The 17,187-nt window shown below is 64.7% G+C and carries 16 protein-coding genes; 3 read left to right on the top strand and 13 right to left on the bottom strand.

Translation table 11 applies throughout. The features are described 5' to 3' along the window. The first annotated feature begins 30 nt into the window (after positions 1-30). Positions 31-927 carry a LysR family transcriptional regulator gene (locus AAG799_RS17500; RefSeq protein WP_341897972.1) on the top strand — a complete coding sequence of 299 codons (897 nt, stop codon included), beginning with the start codon at positions 31-33 and terminating at the stop codon, positions 925-927. Here AAG799_RS17500 and AAG799_RS17495 read toward each other — a convergent pair. The 7 genes from AAG799_RS17495 to AAG799_RS17465 all read right to left on the bottom strand — a co-directional run bounded on the left by AAG799_RS17495 (position 907) and on the right by AAG799_RS17465 (position 7,418). Next, the gene (locus AAG799_RS17495; RefSeq protein ID WP_341897971.1) at positions 907-1,683 is read right to left on the bottom strand and encodes a sulfite exporter TauE/SafE family protein; all 777 of its coding nucleotides are present in this window, start codon (positions 1,681-1,683) and stop codon (positions 907-909) included. The genes AAG799_RS17500 and AAG799_RS17495 overlap by 21 nt on opposite strands. Before the next feature lie 98 nt (positions 1,684-1,781). After that, complete coding sequence (locus AAG799_RS17490; protein WP_341897969.1) at positions 1,782-2,621, bottom strand: N-acetylmuramoyl-L-alanine amidase; 840 nt, start codon at positions 2,619-2,621, stop codon at positions 1,782-1,784. A 153-nt stretch (positions 2,622-2,774) separates the two neighbouring features. After that, complete coding sequence (locus AAG799_RS17485) at positions 2,775-3,752, bottom strand: J domain-containing protein (protein ID WP_341897968.1); 978 nt, start codon at positions 3,750-3,752, stop codon at positions 2,775-2,777. A gap of 12 nt (positions 3,753-3,764) precedes the next feature. Further along, positions 3,765-4,793 carry a tetratricopeptide repeat protein gene (locus tag AAG799_RS17480; protein ID WP_341897967.1) on the bottom strand — a complete coding sequence of 343 codons (1,029 nt, stop codon included), beginning with the start codon at positions 4,791-4,793 and terminating at the stop codon, positions 3,765-3,767. A gap of 5 nt (positions 4,794-4,798) precedes the next feature. Further along, positions 4,799-5,296, bottom strand: a complete 498-nt coding sequence (locus AAG799_RS17475) for an RT0821/Lpp0805 family surface protein (RefSeq protein ID WP_341897966.1) — start codon at positions 5,294-5,296, stop codon at positions 4,799-4,801. Positions 5,297-5,477: 181 nt separating this feature from the next. Then, positions 5,478-6,590, bottom strand: a complete 1,113-nt coding sequence (locus tag AAG799_RS17470; RefSeq protein ID WP_341897965.1) for a glucosaminidase domain-containing protein — start codon at positions 6,588-6,590, stop codon at positions 5,478-5,480. A gap of 258 nt (positions 6,591-6,848) precedes the next feature. Next, on the bottom strand, positions 6,849-7,418 hold the full coding sequence (locus tag AAG799_RS17465; protein WP_341897964.1) for a NifU family protein: 570 nt from the start codon (positions 7,416-7,418) through the stop codon (positions 6,849-6,851). 173 nt (positions 7,419-7,591) lie between these two features. Between AAG799_RS17465 and AAG799_RS17460 the strand changes: the two genes are divergently transcribed. Both AAG799_RS17460 and AAG799_RS17455 read left to right on the top strand, forming a co-directional pair. Next, a complete protein-coding gene (locus AAG799_RS17460; protein WP_341897963.1) occupies positions 7,592-8,872 on the top strand; it encodes an adenylate/guanylate cyclase domain-containing protein in 1,281 nt (426 codons plus the stop codon). Positions 8,873-8,945: 73 nt separating this feature from the next. Beyond that, positions 8,946-9,494 (top strand): PAS domain-containing protein, encoded by a 549-nt coding sequence (locus tag AAG799_RS17455; RefSeq protein WP_341897961.1) that lies wholly within the window; start codon positions 8,946-8,948, stop codon positions 9,492-9,494. Between the two features lie 12 nt (positions 9,495-9,506). On the opposite strand, the gene AAG799_RS17450 is transcribed toward AAG799_RS17455, so the two are convergent. From AAG799_RS17450 to AAG799_RS17425, 6 genes are all read right to left on the bottom strand, one after another. Next, a complete protein-coding gene (locus tag AAG799_RS17450; protein WP_341897959.1) occupies positions 9,507-10,013 on the bottom strand; it encodes a universal stress protein in 507 nt (168 codons plus the stop codon). 62 nt (positions 10,014-10,075) lie between these two features. Continuing rightward, entirely contained in the window at positions 10,076-11,038 is a 963-nt protein-coding gene (locus AAG799_RS17445) for a DUF2333 family protein (RefSeq protein WP_341897957.1), read from the bottom strand. 77 nt (positions 11,039-11,115) lie between these two features. Next, a complete protein-coding gene (trpS, locus tag AAG799_RS17440; RefSeq protein ID WP_341897956.1) occupies positions 11,116-12,126 on the bottom strand; it encodes a tryptophan--tRNA ligase in 1,011 nt (336 codons plus the stop codon). Positions 12,127-12,228: 102 nt separating this feature from the next. Continuing rightward, entirely contained in the window at positions 12,229-13,776 is a 1,548-nt protein-coding gene (murJ, locus tag AAG799_RS17435; protein ID WP_341897955.1) for a murein biosynthesis integral membrane protein MurJ, read from the bottom strand. A gap of 116 nt (positions 13,777-13,892) precedes the next feature. Then, a complete protein-coding gene (locus AAG799_RS17430) occupies positions 13,893-16,673 on the bottom strand; it encodes a [protein-PII] uridylyltransferase (RefSeq protein WP_341897954.1) in 2,781 nt (926 codons plus the stop codon). A gap of 49 nt (positions 16,674-16,722) precedes the next feature. Further along, positions 16,723-17,187, bottom strand: a 465-nt coding sequence (locus tag AAG799_RS17425; protein ID WP_341897953.1) for an SDR family oxidoreductase, incomplete at its 5' end; no start/stop codon positions are given.

Genomic DNA, 17,187 nt, shown 5'->3' with positions numbered 1-17,187 from the left:
TGCACCCCGTAAGGACGGCACCGGACGGCTATGGAGTTCAACTGGCTTGAGGATTTCCTGGCACTGGCCGAAGCGGGCAACTTCTCCCGCGCGGCCGAGGCCCGGCATATGACCCAGCCGGCCTTCAGCCGCCGCATCCGCGCGCTGGAAGACTGGGCCGGCGTGATGCTGTTCGACCGTTCGGCCCAGCCGGTGCGGCTGACCGCGGCCGGCGAGCAGTTCCTGCCAGCCGTGCGCGACATGCTGCGGCGGCTGGCGCAGGCGCGCGACGAGGCGCGCCAGGCCGAACAGGCGGAGACCGCCACGCTGATCTTCGCCGCCACCCAGGCGCTGTCGCTCACCTTCTTCCCCGACTGGCTGCGCGGGCTGGAAATCGCAGCCCGGCTCGGCGCCATCCGCCTGATGTCGGGCAGCATGCAGGCTGGCGAGGAAGCTTTGCTGCAGGGCCAGAGCCAGTTCCTGCTCTGCCACGGCCATGACGCGGTGGCCAACCGCCTGCCGCCCGACCGCTTTCTGTATCGCCGGCTGGCGCAGGACCGGCTGCTGCCGGTTTGCGCACCGGATGACAGTGGCAACCCGCGCCACGCGCTGGATGCTGCGCCGCAGGCCCTGCCCTATCTGGCCTATGCCGAGGATTCCGGCCTGGGCCGCATTGTCACCGCGATGCTGGGGCGGCGCGAAACCAGCCTGCCGCTGCGGGTGAGCTTCATCGCGCCGCAGGGCACGGTGCTGCGCGCGATGGCGCGCGATGGCCGCGGCATCGCCTGGCTGCCGCAGAGCCTGATCGTCGACGATCTGGCAGCCCAGACCCTGGTGCCGGCCGGCAATGATGCCTGGAGCATTCCGGTCGATATCCGGCTGTACCGGCAGCGCGAGCGCGGCACGCGCATCGCCGAGGATTTCTGGTCAGCCGTGCAGGAAGCCTGACAAGCCAAATCCTTCCAGGCCATCCCATAAGAGTTTGAAGGCCGTCACCACCAGCAGGCCGTAACACAGGCGATACAGCTGGCGCTGGTCGAGCCGTTCATGCAGGCGCCAGCCGAGCCAGACGCCAAGCGGTGCTGCCGGCAGGCAACAGGCCATCAGAATCCAGGTGCGTGCATCGGGCTGCGCCAGATACAGCCACGGCCCGGCCTTCAGGGCATTGCCCACCGTGAAGAACAGGCTCGTCGTGCCGGCATAGACCACTTTCGCCAGGCCCAGCGGCAGCAGATACATCGCCAGCGGCGGCCCGCCGGAATGCGCCACCATCGTGGTAATCCCGGCCGTGAAGCCGGCCAGCAGGCCTTTTGCCGGCACGCGCGGCTGTTGCCGCACCGTGCCGCCGCTGCGGAACCACAGGCCGGCGAAGACCAGCGTGATCAGCGCCATCGCCACCTCGACGGCATGGCGGTTGAGTATGCTCATCAGCCAGAAACCGCAGGCGATGCCGAGCGCCAGCATCGGCAGCAGCAGTTTAGCGTCCGGCTTCGACCAGGTGCTGGGTTTCCAGTAGAGGAAGGCAACGATATCGATGGCGATGAACAGCGGTGCCAGCACGGCGCCAGCCGTGATCGGGTCCATGGCCAGCGAGAGCAGCGGAATGCCGACGATGGCAAAGCCACCGCCAAAGGCGCCGCGCATGAAGGCAATCAGGAAGACGCCGGACGCGGCGATGATGAAGGGAAACAGATCGGGGAGCATTTTCCTTGTCACCTTCGGGCTTGACCCGAGGGTCCCATTTGTCTTGGCGCAAAAACTGAATGGGATGCCCGGATCAAGTCCGGGCATGACAACTTATGTCACGCTTCGCGCAGATCGACGGCGACGGGGGCGATCTGGTCGGCCAGATAGCGCGCCAGTTCGGCGCGGCTTTTCGGACTGCGCAGGATTTTCTCATCCTGCGGATTGCTCAGGAAGCCGGTCTCGATCAGCACGCTGGGTAAGGCCGGCGAGCGCAGCACGGCGAAATTCGCCGCGCGCATCGGATTCTCCAGCAGCAGCACGCGATTGCCCACGCCGGTGACAATGCGGCGCTTGGCGTTGAGCGACGCGTTATGACCGTGGCGGCGGGCCAGGTCGATCAGGATGGCGGCCGTCTGCCTGTCGGTGGCACCGGCATCGAAACCGTAGACGGCGTCGACACGATTCTCGCGGTCTGCCAGATGACGGGCGAAATCGTCGGTTGCCTTGTCGGCGCGCGTATAGGCCGAGAGGCCGCGGGCGGCCCGGTTGGGCGCCGCATCGGCATGAATCGAGATGAAGAGATCCGCGCTCTTCTCATGGGCGAAGGCGACGCGGCTGGGCAGCGGGATATAGCTGTCGCGGTCACGGGTGAGGAACACCTTGATGTCGCTGCGCCCGGCCAGCATCTGGCGGATGCCCTGGCAGATCGACAGGGTGACGTCTTTCTCCTCGGTGCCGGTAACGCCGATGGCGCCCGGGTCGCGGCCGCCATGGCCGGGATCGAGGATGACAATGGCCGGCGGACGCGGCGGCAGCTTGGGCGCGGCGCCCTGGGCCGGCTTGCGGCCGGGCAGCGGCGGTGCCTTGCGATCGGTCGCAGCCAGTCCCGAAGCCGGCAAGGCAGTGGTGCCGAGCAGGCCGAGCAGAGAGGTAAGGACGAGACGACGCGTATACATGACCGAAGCGTATGCCCACCGCGAATCGGCGACCGTTGGCGCGGACGATAGAATCTGCCGGACTCCCCCGCAACAAGATTGGCGCGTAAAGGGAGATTCTTGGTCTAGGCTGTCAGGAGATGGTGAAGGCTTCGTTAAGAGGCCTGGGGTGCCTCAATCGACGGTGTATTTGGCCCGCACGTCGTATTTGTTCGACTTGACCCAGCCCTCGATCAGCTTTTCCAGCGCCGAGTTCGGCTTTTCCGGCAGCACGATCTTCAGCTTCACATACTGGTCGCCGCGCTGGTCAGATGCGCCGCCCTTGAGCGGAAAGCCGCGGCCCTTGAGCCGTAGCGTGGTGCCCGAGCTGGCGCCCTTGGGCACGCTCACCGCCACCATGCCGTCGATGGTCGGTACCGGAATCTTGGCGCCGAGGATGGCTTCGTCCAGCGTCAGCGGCAGTTCCAGATGCAGGTCGTCGCCCTGGCGGACGAAAAACGGATGCGGCTCGACGGTGACCTCGATCAGCGCATCGCCAGCTTCGCCCTTGTTGCGGCCGGCATCGCCCTGGTGGCGCAGGCGGATCTGCTGGCCGTCAATCAGGCCGGCCGGGATGGCGACATCAAGCTGCTTGCCGTCGGGCATGGTGAGGCGGCGCTTGCAGCCGCGCGCGGCATCGAGGAAGCCGATCTTGAGATTGAAATGGCGGTCGGCACCGCGCATCGGCCGGTTGGCACTGCGCGGGCCAGCACCCGCGGCACCGCCGCGATTGCGGCGCATCTGCCCGAAGATCTCGTCGAAGATATCCTCGCCGCCGGCATTCGGATCGAAGCCGAAGCCGCCGAAGGGACCGCCGGCGCCCGTGCCGGCACCGCCCCCAGACGCGCCACCGGGGCGGAAGCCGCCGCCGCCGAAACCGCGCGCGCGCGGCTGGCCCGAGGCATCGATCTCGCCGCGATCATATTTCCCGCGCTTGTCGGCATCGCCAAGCAGGTCATAGGCGGCAGAGATTTCCTTGAACCGGTCAGACGCCTTTTCATTGCCCTGGTTACGGTCGGGATGGAATTCCTTGGCGAGTTTGCGATAGGCCTTGCGCAGGTCTTCCGTGCTGACACCGCGCGCCACGCCCAGCACCTGATAGGGATCACGCATCGCGGTGAGTCCTCATGGCCGTGAAACCGGCTCAGCGGCCTTGCGGCCGTTCTCCGGTTCGACCGGCTGGGTTTCAGGGGTTGCCGGCGAGTCCTCGAATATATCCGGAATCGAGACGCCGCCACCGGAAGAAATCGCCGAGAAAATGCGCCCGAACAGCCAGGGGAAGCCCGTTTCCTGAGATTTGTCGTCCGCCGCTGTCGTGGCCGCCGGGGCTGCGGCCGGCGTGGTGGCAACAGCAGACGGAACGAACATGGCCGGCGGTATTTCGGTCGGCGAGGCCAGTGCTGGAACCGGCGCAGACTCCGGCGCCGGCGCTGCCTGGGCCGCTGGCGGCGGGATCGGTGCCGCAAGTGCGGCGGCAGCCGGCGGCGGGCTGCTGCCGGCATTCTCGGTCCGCTCGTCGGCGGACACCGCGCGCGGCGCATCGGCTGGGGTTTGCGCTGGCGCCGTTGCCGCCGAAGCCTTTGCCGCATCGTCGCGCCGCATCACCAGCAATGACAGGCGCTCCAGCGCATCGGGCTGGCCGGCCTTGGCGGCATTGTTGTACCAGCCGAGCGCAACGGCATCGTTCTTCTCGACGCCAAGGCCGAGTTCATACATCAGGCCAAGATTATATTGTGCCACCGCATGGCCCTGCTTGGCGGCAGCCTCGAACCATTTGCGGGCTTCGGGGTAGTCGATCGGCACGCCTTCGTCGCCCTGCAGATAGATGGCGGCAAGATTGGCCTGGGCCCGGGCAAAGCCGGTTTCGGCCGCCTTGCGATACCACTGCATGGCCTGCGGCACGTCCTTTTCGACGCCCTGCCCCCAGCGATAGAGATGGCCGACATTGCGCATCGCCGCCACATCGCCGCGTTCGGCCAGTGGCAGCCAGGCGTCCAGGGCAGCCTTGTGGTCGCCGGCTTCATAGGCGCGCACGCCCTGGGCAAAATCGGCATGCGCGGCAACCGGCGTGACAACCAGGGCCAGACCGAACGCAGCGGCCAGCAGTGGGCGCGATGCCCCCCGCCTCCGATTGCTACGCCCGGCAGCGATCATGCGGATCAACCGTTGACGATCTTCCAGCTGCCGTCGGGCTGACGGCAGGCCGTGCCATAAGCCTGCTCGGTCTTGCCGCTGACCGTCACCGACTGCTGGAACTCGCGGCAATAGGCGCCATTGGCCCCCGTGCCCTCACGGGTCGGGGTCACGGTGCCGGAATTGCCGCTGTCGGGATTGCGCCAGGAAATCGGCTGGCCGATCGGCGCGGTGGTGGCCTTCTGGCTGGCCTGCTCCATCTGGGCCTTGTCGGCCTTGTCGAGCGAGGAGCCGATCTGGTTGCCGAGATAGGCACCCGCGAGGGCGCCGGCAGCGACGCCGACCAGCTGGCCGGTGCCCTTGCCGAACTGGGCGCCGAGCACGGCACCGCCGATGCCGCCGAGGACGGTGCCGATATTCTCTTTGTTCATCTCCGGGCCCTGGCCATTATTCTGGCAGGCGGCGAGGGCAAAGCTGCCGAGCAGCACGGGCACCAGCAGGACGCGCGAAAAACGGGTGGTCATAAATAGCCTCTTGGATCGACCGGATCTGCATGCGCCCGGCCCTTGGGCCGGCGAATCCGTTACCTGACAGTATATTGGTGCGGTGAACGCGGCTGCAAGACGGGCCGGGCAGATGACCGGAGACAAAAAAGCCGGCCGAATCAGCGTCGGCCGGCTTTTTATGGTTATCAGAGTGTTGCGACTACGACTTACCGAAGAAATCCAGCGTCGTCAGCAGCGGGCTCGGCTCGTCGGTCAGGCGCGAGGCGTCAAACTGTTCCAGCCCGTTCGACTTCATGATCGAGCGGATGGTGCGGATGTAATCCGGGCCACGTACCGAATAGCGATGCAGCGTGCCGGCCAGCTGGTAGCTGTCGGGCGTTGCGTTACGGTCGCGCATGCCGGCGCGCTTGTCGCGGAACTCGCGATAGCTGGTCTTGGAATTCAGGTTGCGCATATAGGCGGCAACCGAATGCTCCAGGCTCTTGAAGCGCTGCACTTCATAGGTTTCGCCATCAGGACGGTTTTCCGGCACCAGGCCGCTGCCCGGATTCCAGGTCCACATGCCGAAGACGGCATTACCCATCAGCGCAAAGCGCGAGGTGCCCCAGCCCGACTCTTCCACCGCCTGCGCCAGCGCCAGCGCCGGCGGTACGGCATCGACGCGGTTGAGCAGTTCGGCAGTGTCGACATCATCGACACCATACTGTTCGGCCAGCTGTTCGAGCCAGCGCTGGTCGCGCACGCTCAGGCTTGCGCCGAACTGAATGCGCTGGTGCAGCTGCGTCAGACGTTCGCGATCAGCCGTGATACGCTCGTTCTCACGCAGGATATGCGGCAGCATCACCTTCAGAAACGCGCGCTTGCGCTTCTCGGTCAGGTTGACATCGGCGATATCGACCGGCAGCGAGGCGAGGAAAATGCGCGGCACTTCCACCTGGCCATTGGTATTGCGCAATTCGACAAGGTCGAAACCTTCCTGCTCAAACCGACGCAGCATGGCATCAACCGTGCGGTCGGTATCGGCACGCATCGCCGTGCGATGGGGCGAAAGCTGGCGCACCTCTGCGATACGGCGCGAGGCATCGGCGGCGCTCACCGCCGGCGTGTCGTTGGTTTTCTTGGCAGCGCCGGCCGGATTGGCATCAGCCACGACTGCGCGCGGTTCGACAACCGAACGCCAGTCGAGCTGCGCAATCTGGCGCAGACGATCCCAGGCTTCATGGACGGATTCGCCCACCGAGAGATTCGGGGCGGCCTGCGCCACCTGCATCTCGGGAACATGCGAAAGCTGGCGGCTCGAAAGCCAACCCACCCCCACTCCGGAAACCAAGCCGACGGCCAGCAACAGGCCGAAACCGGCAAAAATCAGACGTACGTCCGATCCAATGGCAAGCAATCGCCGATCGCGATGTGCCGTCATGGGTCAAACCTCCACAGTTATCAGCGCCAGTCCCACGGCACAGCCGACACAACACGTCGGACTACACCGGGCGCTGCCCTATGTGCGATCCCCCACCAGGAAACGCGGTGAACTACCGATAGTTCCGAAACGCCCGGAACCGACGGCGACTCAAACGGCCCGTACTTCGGATACTTCGGGCACGTAATGCTTCAGCATGTTCTCGATGCCGTAGCGCAAGGTTGCCGTTGAACTGGGGCAACCGGAACAGGACCCCTGCATCTGCAGGAAAACGACTCCGCGCTCGAATCCGCGGAAGATGATGTCGCCGCCATCCTGGGCCACCGCGGGACGAACCCGCGTTTCGATCAATTCTTTAATCTGGACGACGATCTGGCTATCGGCCGGATCGAAGGTTTCCTCGACATCCTGGCTGCCCGCCCCGGCATCCATGACCGGCAGGCCGGACATGAAATGCTCCATGATCGCGCCCAGCAGGGCCGGCTTCAGCTCGGTCCAGTCGCGGGCGTCGCCCTTGGTGACGGTGACAAAGTCAGATCCCAGGAAAATTCCCTCGACGCCCGACACCGCGAACAGGCGGGTGGCGAGCGGAGACACCTTGGCCGATTCGGCTTCGGTGAAGTCGACCGAGCCGCCGACAAACGCCCCGCCCAGCACATCGCGGCCAGGCAGGAATTTGAGGGTCGCCGGGTTCGGCGTGGTTTCAGTCTGGATGAACATTCATTGGGTCTCGTAAGGTGGACTGGAAATTGGTCGCGGGGTCCGTAAATATCAAGGCTAAAGGCTGTGGCAAAACCATGGCTAAGACATGAAATTGCGCGGGCAGCGCAAGTTTTGGAAGATTTTAAACCAATGTGGATAAAATTGCAGGTTGTCCCCAGGGCTGTGGAGCGATGAGCGATCCGGCGCCGGGGGTGAAGCGTCTGCCCAGCTGGCCCGATTCGCGGCTTGTTCTCACTGCGGCTGCCCGCTGGCTGCTCGATCACGACGGCAAAGTGATGCCGATGAGCGAGCTGTTCGACGGATTCTGCCGCCATCTGGTCGAGGAAGGCGTGCCGCTGTTTCGCGTCACCACCGGCCTGCCCTCGATGCATCCCCTGACTGCCACACGGGCCTTTGTCTGGCAGCGCGACCAGGGGGTCAGGATGGCCGAGCGCGGCCATGACGTGTTCCAGACCGACGAATACCTGAAAAGCCCGATCGCGGTGATCCATGAGGGGGCGGCCGCCATCCGCCGGCAGCTCGAACAGCCCGATGCGCCGATGGATTTCGGCATCCTGCCCGAACTCAAGGCGCTCGGCGTGACCGACTACCTGGTTCTGCCCATGCGGTTTACCCAGGGACCGGGCATGGGCAAGAAAGGCCAGAATGTCTCCTTCATGAGCTTTGCCACCGACCGGCCGGGCGGTTTCCGGCCCGAGGAACTCAGCTATCTGATGGAACTGATGCCGTTGATCGCGCTGCGCATGGAGCTGGAAGCCGGCCGGCGCATGACCCGCGACCTGCTGACCACCTATCTGGGCCAAAGCCCGGCCGAGCGGGTGCTGAAGGGCGATCTGCAGCGCGGTCAGGGCTATGAGGTGGAAGCAGCGATCTGGCTGTCGGACCTGCGCGGCTTCACGGCCTTTTCCGACCGCAACGAAACGGTCGAAGTGGTGGCGACGCTGGACCGCTATTTCGATGCGATGGCCGGCCCGATCCACGCCCATGGCGGCGAGGTGCTGAAATTCATCGGCGATGGCCTGCTGGCGATCTTCCGGGTCGAGGATGGCAGCACCCTGGAAGCCGCCTGCCGCCGCGCGCTGACCGCTGGCGAGGACGCCTTTGCCGGCCTGCATGAGCTCAACCAAGGCCGTGCCATCGCCGGTGTCGGGCCGCTCAGGGTCGGGCTCGGCCTGCATGTCGGAAAAGTTGTGTTCGGCAATATCGGCGCGCGCGACCGCCTGGATTTCACCGTGATCGGCCGCGCCGTTAACGAAGTGGCGCGGCTGGAAGCGCAGACCAAGGCGGTCGACCGGCCGCTGCTGGCCTCGGCGGCCTTTGCCGATGCAATCAATCGCGCCAGCGACGCCGCATACCGGCTTGAGTCGGTCGGCTTCCATGCCCTGCGCGGCGTCCGCGAGCCGCAGGAGCTGTTCACCCTGCCGGCCGAACGGCTCGCCGGCTACGAATAATTCCCGATCACATCGGCTTGCAACCGCCTGATTTGCGGTTGCCGCGGCCCGCATCGCGGTTCAGACTTGGTGCATGAACGCCACGCCGCAACAGCTGGTCGATGATGCGCGTCTCAGTCATGTGCTGTCCTGCTGGCAGCGCTGGCGCGGTCTGCAGCTCTGCCCGGCGCGCGACGATATCGATCCCTTCGATCTCAAGCAGCTGCTGCCCAACATTTTCATGGTCGAGGCCATCGATGGCGGAGCGCGCTTTCGCTATGTGCTGTCGGGCATTGCCGTGCGCGAACAGCTCGGCTTCGAGTTGAGCAATCGCCATCTCGACGAGATATTCACCGGCGAACAGCTTAACCGCGTGACCGCCAATTACCGGACGGTGCTGACAGGCTATGGCCATTATGTGATGCAGCACTGGAGCCAGCGCGGCCGGCTGATCATGCAGTTCCGCCGCCTGCTGCTGCCACTGGCGGCAGATCGCACACGCATCGATGCGGTGCTCGGTTTCGCGCTCTATGACCGGCTGCCCGGCCATGACGGCCGCCCGATCGACCATCTGCATGATCCGGTGACCACCACGGTGATCTCCGAAAGCGTCATCGACCTTGCAATGATTGAAGACGACTAGGCCAGATGTCGATTACGTCAGGCGATCGATCTGCTCGTCGGTGAGCGCGCCGGGGATCACGGTGATGGGGAATTTCAGGTCACCCGCCATCTGGCCGGCCAACGCCGAGACCAGCGGCCCCGGCCCCTCGCTGCCCTTGCCCGGCGCCGCGGCCAGCACCAGCATGCGGATATCGGGATCTTCATCGACCAGCTTGAGCAGCTCGTCCTTGGCAATACCCTCGCGGATCACCAGCTCCGGCATCAGGCCGGACTCCTGATTGACCTGCTCGGCCAGCTTCTGCAGCAGATCCTCGGCCGCCTCATGGGCCTCCGAGCGCATCATCTCGGCGACGCCGGCCCATTGCTGGAAATCCACCGGCTCGATCACGCGCAGCATCACCACGCCACAGCGGACGTTGCGGGCACGCCGCGTGGCATAGCGCACGGCAACGCGCACTTCCGCCGTATCGTCGACGACGACCAGGAACTTGCTGCGGCGGCGCTGTTCGGCGGCCGATACTGGTTTTGCTTCACTCATGGCGTCAGAGGTTGCCCTGCCACCGGCCCGAAGGCAATGGCCGATACGATCGCGAGTCGCGCCTACTTCTGCAGGATATTGATGATCTCGTAGATCTGGGTGCGGGAGCGTTCGACGTAAAAGCCCATCGAGCCCAGATGGTTGGGCAGGATCATCGCATCCGGCTTGGCATTCCAGACCACCAGGGGCTTCAGGCCCGCGCCGGCCGCAAAGGAGGCCAGCATCTGATCCCAGGTGCCGGACAGCTCGCGGTCGCGTATCAGGTTCGGATAATCCTGCTTCAGCTCACGCAGGATCAGGTAATAGGCATAGAGCTGCCCCTTGACGCTGTAGAAGACGTCATCGGCTTCCCAGTCGATCAGCGTGGCGTCGCCCTCGCGGATGCGCCGGTCGAGCGCGGCAGAGGACGATCCGATATCCAGCGCAATGCGTTCCAGCGTGGCCTGCAGATTGTCGGCACGGCGCTCGAACACGGCCTGGCCGGCGCTGAGCCGCTGGTTGTAGCTCAGAAAAGCCGACCGTGCCTTGCGATACTGGTCTTCCGATTTCGCCGTCGGCAGCAACGAGGTGGAGAAATCGAAGATCCACTTGGTGCCGGAATACTGCAGCAGGCCGGCGGCTTCCTGCAGGTCGCGGTCGGTCTGGCTCGAACCGCGCGTGCGGCCGATCTGGTCGACCATCTGGAAGGCAAAGCGGCCCAGCGCATGGATCATGCCGAGCTGGTAATTCGGCATATTGTCGAGCATCGAGCCCGGCATGAAGAACGGATCGTTGGCAACCCAGCCGTTGCGGTTGACCTCGCGATCGATCAGGGCGGCGGCCATCGCCACCGTGCGGCTGCCGCCGGGCGGCAGATCGGCGGCCGGCACTTCATAATCCATGCGGTCGTCGATCTTGTGGGCGATCAGCATGCCAACCGGGAAATACAGCCCGAACACCAGCACGACAGCAATCGCACTGGCCGGCAGCCAGCGACTGCGCAGCCATGCGGTGAGGGCGGAGCGGGAAACCGTGTCGTTCATCATCGGAAAGCAGCCACAAAAAGACGGCGGGCCTCTAATGTGGGCCCGCCGCATGCGTCATTCAAGGTTGCGGCGTGTGATTACGGCCGCAGGAAGCCAACCGTGTCGTACACTTCGGCAACAATCGGCGCCGAGAGCGCACGCGCCTTCTCGCCGCCCTTGCGCAGGATGCCGTCGACATAACCCGGATCGGCGGTCAGCCGGCGCATCTCTGCCGTGATCGGGCCGAGCACGGAAACGGCTGTTTCGGTCAGCAGCTTCTTGAAGTCGCCAAAGCCCTTGCCGGCCGCGGCGGCCACTGCCTGTTCCAGCGTCTGGTCCGACAGCGCGGCATAGATGCCCATCAGGTTCTGCGCCTCCGGCCGGCCTTCCAGGCCTTCCACCGTATCGGGCAGCAGCTCGGGGTCGGTCTTTGCCCGCTTGATCTTGTCGGCGATCTGGTCGGCGGTGTCGGTGAGGTTGATGCGCGACTGGTCGGATGCATCCGACTTCGACATCTTCTTGGCGCCGTCGCGCAAGGACATCACGCGCGTGGCGGTGCCGAAGATCAGCGGCTCGGTCAGCGGGAAGAAATCCTTGCCGTAGTCGTGGTTGAACTTCTGTGCGATGTCGCGCGTCAGCTCCAGATGCTGCTTCTGGTCTTCGCCGACCGGCACATGGGTCGCCTTGTAGACAAGAATGTCTGCAGCCATCAGGGCCGGATACGCATAGAGACCGAGCGAGGCATTCTCGCGATCCTTGCCGGCCTTCTCCTTGAACTGGGTCATGCGGTTCATCCAGCCCATACGGGCGACGCAGTTGAAGATCCAGGCCAGCGTGGCGTGATCGGGATTCTGCGACTGGTTGAACAGGATGTTCTTCTCGGGGTCGATCCCTGAGGCGATCATGGCCGCGGCCAGTTCGCGCGTGCTGTGGCGCAGCTCGTCAGGATCGAGCAGGGAGGCGGTGATCGCATGCATGTCGACCATGCAGAAGATGCACTCGTAGTCCTTCTGCAGCGCGACCCAGTTGCGCACCGCGCCGAGATAGTTGCCGAGATGGAGGTTTCCGGTGGGCTGGATGCCCGAGAAGATGCGCCGTTGGAAGGCCATGCAATGTCCCTTGGACGATGGGGCGGTGGAAGGCCCCGGTGGTGGGAAGAGAAAATCGAGCGCGGTTATCGCCGGGACGGCGCACAACGTCAAGGCCGGGGCCTAGCTGCGCCGCAGGATCGCCTTCCATTCGCCCGGCCGGGTGGCACCCAGCAAGATCGTGCTGAGCAGATAAACCAGCAGACCACTGCCGACCAGCACGATCAGGGCCGAGACCCGCAGCCAGAATCCGCCGGCATACCAGTCCGGCAGCGCGAAACGGTCGAGCAGCACCAGCAGCACGCCCATTGCAGCAGCAGACAGCAGGATCAGCGGCGCGCGCTGCTTCAGGCGGTCATCGGCCTGCCAGTGGCCGCGGCGGTATAGGGTGATCAGCAGCAGCAGGGTGTTCACATTGGCCGCCACCGCGGTTGCCAGCGCCAGCCCGGCATGGGCCATGACCGGCAGCAGTGCCAGGCTGAGGCCGACATTCACCGCGATCGTCACCAGCGCGAGCTTGACCGGGGTCTTGGTATCCTGGCGTGCATGAAAGCTGGGTGTCAGCGTGCGGGACAGCACGAAGCCAGGCAGGCCGAAGGCATAGGCAAACAGCGTGCTGGCGGTTTCGCGCGCCGTGGCCAGATCGAACTCGCCGCGCTGGAACAGGATCGAGACAATGGGAAACGGGATCACCAGCAGCGCGACACAGGAGGGCAGTGCCAGCAGCAGGCCGAATTCCATCGCGCGGTTCTGCGTGTAGCGCGCCGCCGCATGATTGTCGCGCGCCAGCTGGCCGGCGAGTGTGGGCAGCAATGCGGTGGCAATAGCCGCACCCACCACGCCGACGGTGAGCTGGTTGATGCGGTCGGCATAGAACAGATACGACACCGCACCCGCTGGCAGCAGAGAGGCAAGGACCAACCCGACCACCAGATTGACCTGCGTGGCACCGGCACCCAGTGCCGCCGGCAGCACCAGGCGAAATAGCCGGCGGACCTTGTCGTTGATCACCGGACGGCGCAGCCGCAGGCTGAGGCCCGCGCGCCGCACATCCCAGGCGAGCCAGAGAAACTGCAAGATGCCGCCGATCAGCGTCGACCAGGCCAGCGCATAGCCGGCATTGGGCGTATAGGGCGTCAGCCACAGCATGCCGGCGATCATCACCAGATTGAGCATGATCGGCGTTGCCGCCATGGCGAAGAAGCGCCCGAAGCAATTCAGGATCGCGCCATAGAGCGAGGCCAGGCTGATGAACAGCAGATAGGGGAAGGTGATGATGGTGAGCGAAACCGAGAGCGGGAAGCGCAGGGGGTCGTTGGCAAAGCCGGGCGCCAGGATCAGGATCACCAGCGGCATGGCGATCTGCGCCACCAGCGTGAAGGCCAGCGTGGTGACCAGCAGCAGCGACAGGGCGCGCTCGGCAAAATGCTGGGCGGCGACACGGCCTTCCTTGGCCTCGGTGCGGCTGAACAGCGGCAGGAAGCCGGCAGTGAAAGCGCCTTCGGCAAACAGCGAACGGAAGAAATTGGGCAGGCGCAGGCTGACAAAGAAGGCATCCGCCACCGGGCCGGCGCCCAGATAGCGCGCAATCAACAGGTCGCGCACGAATCCCGCGACACGGCTGATCATGGTCAGGCCGCCGACGGTGGCGATGGCGCGGAAGAGAGACATGGATGGGCGGCTATATTCCAGGGGCGGCGCGAGTATAGGCAAGTCGCACTGCCTTCACCACTATTCCGCCGTCAAGCCACCGTGCCGGGTATCACAACCGCGCGAGACGGGTGCGGCTATGCCGCCTTCGCGGTCTTGGCGGCCGTCGCCGGCTTGTCCTCGACCGGGCTGATCTGCTTCATCAACAGCTTTTCGATCTGCTGCAACCGACGTTTGTCGGTCAGCTTCATGCCGGTCAGATCCTGCAGATAGAATACGTCAACCGCACGCTCGCCATAGGTGGCGATATGGGCCGAACCGATGGTGAGGTTGAGATCGTAGAGCCCGCGGGTGACATCATAGAGGAAGCCCGGGCGGTCGCGACCATTCACCTCGACCACGGTGTAGCGATTGGAGGCCTGGTTGTCGATCAGCACGCGCGGCGCCACCTTGAAGACACGGGCGCGACTCGGCATGCCGGGTTTTTCCAGCGCGATGGCCGAACGCAGCTTCAGGTCGCCCGACAGCGCGCGTTCGATGGCGGTACTCAGCTTCTTGATGCGGTCAGGCTTGTCGAAGGCGCCACCTTCGGTGTCCTGGATATAGAAACTGTCGAGCGCCATGCCGTCATTGGTGGTGAAGATCTTGGCGTCGACGATATTGGCGCCGGTCGCGGCCATGGCGCCGGCAACGCGGGCAAACAGGCCCGGATGGTCGGGCGCGTAAAGCGTGAATTCAGTGACCGAGCGGAATGTGTCGGGCCGTGTCGCCGTGGTCAGCGTGCGCTTGGCGGCATCGGCCTCGCGCATCAGTCGCGCATGGCGCAGGATCACATCCACATCGTTCGAGTACCAGTAATTCTCGTAATGCCGCTTGAGCAGCCGGTCGATCTCGGCCTTGCTCCAGTCGGTGAGTTGCGCGCGCACCTTGTCCTTGGTCTCGGCGATACGCTGGTCGCGGCCACGGCCGGCAAAGCCACCTGAAAGAAATTCCTCGGCACGGTAATACAGCTCGCGCAGCAGCTGGCCCTTCCAGCCGTTCCAGATGGTGGGGCCGACGGCACGGATATCGGCAACCGTGAGGCAGAGCAGCAGGCGGAGCCGCTCCGGGCTCTGCACCAGCTGGGCGAAATCGACCACTGTTTTCGGATCGGCGATGTCGCGCTTGAAGGCGGTGGCCGACATGGCGAGGTGCCAGCGCACCAGCCAGCCCACCGTTTCAGTTTCTGCCGGCGTCAGGCCAAAGCGCGGTCCGAGCTTGTCGGCCACCTTCTCGCCCAGCACCGAATGGTCGCCGCCGCGGCCCTTGGCGATATCGTGCAGCAGCACTGCGACATAGAGCACGCGACGCGACAGCACTTCCTTGATCACATTCACGGACAGGGGGTGATCTTCCTTCAGCGCACCGCTTTCGATGCGCGAGAGGATGCCGATGGCACGGATGGTGTGCTCGTCCACCGTATAGGTGTGGTACATGTCGTGCTGGGTCTGCGCCACCACGCGGCCGAAATCAGGCACGAAGCGGCCGAACACGCCGGCCTCGTTCAGCCGCCGCAGCGTGGTTTCCGGATCCTGCTTCGAGCACAGCATGTCCATGAACAGCTGGTTGGCGTCCGGGTCGTTGCGGATCTTGCCATCCAGCAGCTTGAGGTGGCGCCGCACCAGGCGCAAAGCCTCGGGGTGGATATCCAGCCCCTGCTCCTGCGCCAGATGGAACAGCCGCAGCATCTTCACCGGCTGCTTCTCGAACATTGTCTCGCTGCCGACATTGACGCGGCCGCCACCGATCTCGAAACCGTCGATGGTCTTGGGCCGCTTCATCTTGGCGCGGATCGCCGCCAGCGGTTTCTTCTTCTTGTGGCGCTCCTCCAGTGCTGCGGCGAAGATGCGCGTCAGGTCGCCCACTTCCTTGGCGATCAGATAATACTTCTTCATGAAGCGTTCGACATCGCTGCGGCCCGGCCGGTCGGCATAGCCCATCGCCTTGGCGATCTCGACCTGCATATCAAACGTCAGCCGCTCCTCGGCGCGGTTGGCCAGATAGTGCAGATGGATGCGCACGGTCCAGAGATATTCCATCGCCTGCACGAAGCGGCGCTGTTCTTCGGCATGCAGCAGACCGCGCACTACCAGTTCGGCGCTGTCCTCGATGCCGTAAACATATTTGGTGATCCAGACCAGCGTGTGCAGATCGCGTAAGCCCCCCTTGCCTTCCTTCACATTGGGCTCGACCACATAGCGCGAGTCACCCATGCGGCGATGGCGCTCGTCGCGCTCGGCCAGCTTCTTCTCGATGAAATCCGGGCCGGTCTTGGCCACCACATCGGTCTGGAAGCGCGCCTTCAGCTGCGCCGCCAGATCCTGGTCGCCCCAGATCCAGCGTTGCTCCAGGATGGCGGTGCGGATGGTGACGTCACTCAGAGAGAGCCGGATGCATTCATCCACCGAGCGCGTGGCATGCCCGACCTTGAGGCCGAGATCCCACAGCAGGTAGAGCATGAACTCCACCACCTGCTCGCCCCAGGGGGTCTGCTTGTAGGGGAACAGGAACAGCAGATCGACATCGGAAAACGGCGCCATCTCGCCGCGGCCATAACCGCCGACGGCGACGATGGAGAGCTTTTCGGCTGCTGTCGGATTCGGCAGGCGATAAACCCGGTTGACCGTGAAGTCATGTACCAGGCGGATGACCTGGTCGATCAGGAAGGCAAAGGACTGCCGGGTGGCCATCGCCGCCGTGCCGGCCTGGAAGCGCTGGTGGATCACCTGGCGCCCCTGGGCCAGCGACGCCTTCAGCAGCACCAGCGCCTGGGCGCGCTGCTCGGCGCTGCCGGGCGCGCCCAGCGCATCGAGCTGCAGGGTCAGCGACTTGCGGTCGATGATCGCACGGGGATCGGCTATCAGCGGGCGGACGGACATGGTGCTCTATATATAGCGATCCGATGCAATACCGCTACCGAGCCTGTGCCTAAACCGATTGGAAATTCACCATGCCGCCGCCATCGATCACCATGGTCTGCCCGGTCATGAAACTGCCGGCCGCGGAGCTCAGGAAAACCGCCGCCCCGGCGATCTCGTCGGGCTCGCCCACCCGGCGCAGCGCATAGCCCTTGGTCGCCTTCTTGGCGATCTCAGGATTCTCCCAGAGTGCACGTGCGAAGTCGGTCTTGATCAGGCCTGGCGCGATGCAGTTGGCGCGCACATTCTGCGGCCCCCATTCGACTGCCAGGTTGCGGGCCAGCTGCATGTCGGCCGCCTTGGAGATGGCATAGGCACCGAGCGTGTTGGAGCCGAACAGTCCGCCCACCGAGGAGATGATGATGATGGCGCCATGGCCGCGCTCGGCCATGCCGGGCGCCACCATGTTGCACAGCCAGTGGTTCGACTTGATGTTGACATCCATCACCTTGTCGAAGGCATCGTCGGGAATGTC

The organism is Ferrovibrio terrae, from assembly GCF_943371255.1.
GTDB lineage: Bacteria > Pseudomonadota > Alphaproteobacteria > Ferrovibrionales > Ferrovibrionaceae > Ferrovibrio > Ferrovibrio terrae_B.
The sequence above is the reverse complement of the archived record's forward strand: the minus strand, read 5'-3'. Positions and strand labels throughout refer to the sequence as shown.

Bases quoted from the DNA above. Each gene is read 5' to 3' on its own strand.
- AAG799_RS17480 (WP_341897967.1), bottom strand. From the start codon at position 4,793: ATGATCGCTGCCGGGCGTAGCAATCGGAGGCGGGGGGCATCGCGCCCA.
- AAG799_RS17460 (WP_341897963.1), top strand. From the start codon at position 7,592: ATGAGCGATCCGGCGCCGGGGGTGAAGCGTCTGCCCAGCTGGCCCGAT.
- AAG799_RS17430 (WP_341897954.1), bottom strand. From the start codon at position 16,673: ATGTCCGTCCGCCCGCTGATAGCCGATCCCCGTGCGATCATCGACCGC.
- AAG799_RS17490 (WP_341897969.1), bottom strand. From the start codon at position 2,621: ATGTATACGCGTCGTCTCGTCCTTACCTCTCTGCTCGGCCTGCTCGGC.
- AAG799_RS17445 (WP_341897957.1), bottom strand. From the start codon at position 11,038: ATGATGAACGACACGGTTTCCCGCTCCGCCCTCACCGCATGGCTGCGC.
- AAG799_RS17465 (WP_341897964.1), bottom strand. From the start codon at position 7,418: ATGTTCATCCAGACTGAAACCACGCCGAACCCGGCGACCCTCAAATTC.
- AAG799_RS17485 (WP_341897968.1), bottom strand. From the start codon at position 3,752: ATGCGTGATCCCTATCAGGTGCTGGGCGTGGCGCGCGGTGTCAGCACG.
- AAG799_RS17450 (WP_341897959.1), bottom strand. From the start codon at position 10,013: ATGAGTGAAGCAAAACCAGTATCGGCCGCCGAACAGCGCCGCCGCAGC.
- AAG799_RS17500 (WP_341897972.1), top strand. From the start codon at position 31: ATGGAGTTCAACTGGCTTGAGGATTTCCTGGCACTGGCCGAAGCGGGC.
- murJ (WP_341897955.1), bottom strand. From the start codon at position 13,776: ATGTCTCTCTTCCGCGCCATCGCCACCGTCGGCGGCCTGACCATGATC.
- AAG799_RS17455 (WP_341897961.1), top strand. From the start codon at position 8,946: ATGAACGCCACGCCGCAACAGCTGGTCGATGATGCGCGTCTCAGTCAT.
- trpS (WP_341897956.1), bottom strand. From the start codon at position 12,126: ATGGCCTTCCAACGGCGCATCTTCTCGGGCATCCAGCCCACCGGAAAC.
- AAG799_RS17475 (WP_341897966.1), bottom strand. From the start codon at position 5,296: ATGACCACCCGTTTTTCGCGCGTCCTGCTGGTGCCCGTGCTGCTCGGC.
- AAG799_RS17495 (WP_341897971.1), bottom strand. From the start codon at position 1,683: ATGCTCCCCGATCTGTTTCCCTTCATCATCGCCGCGTCCGGCGTCTTC.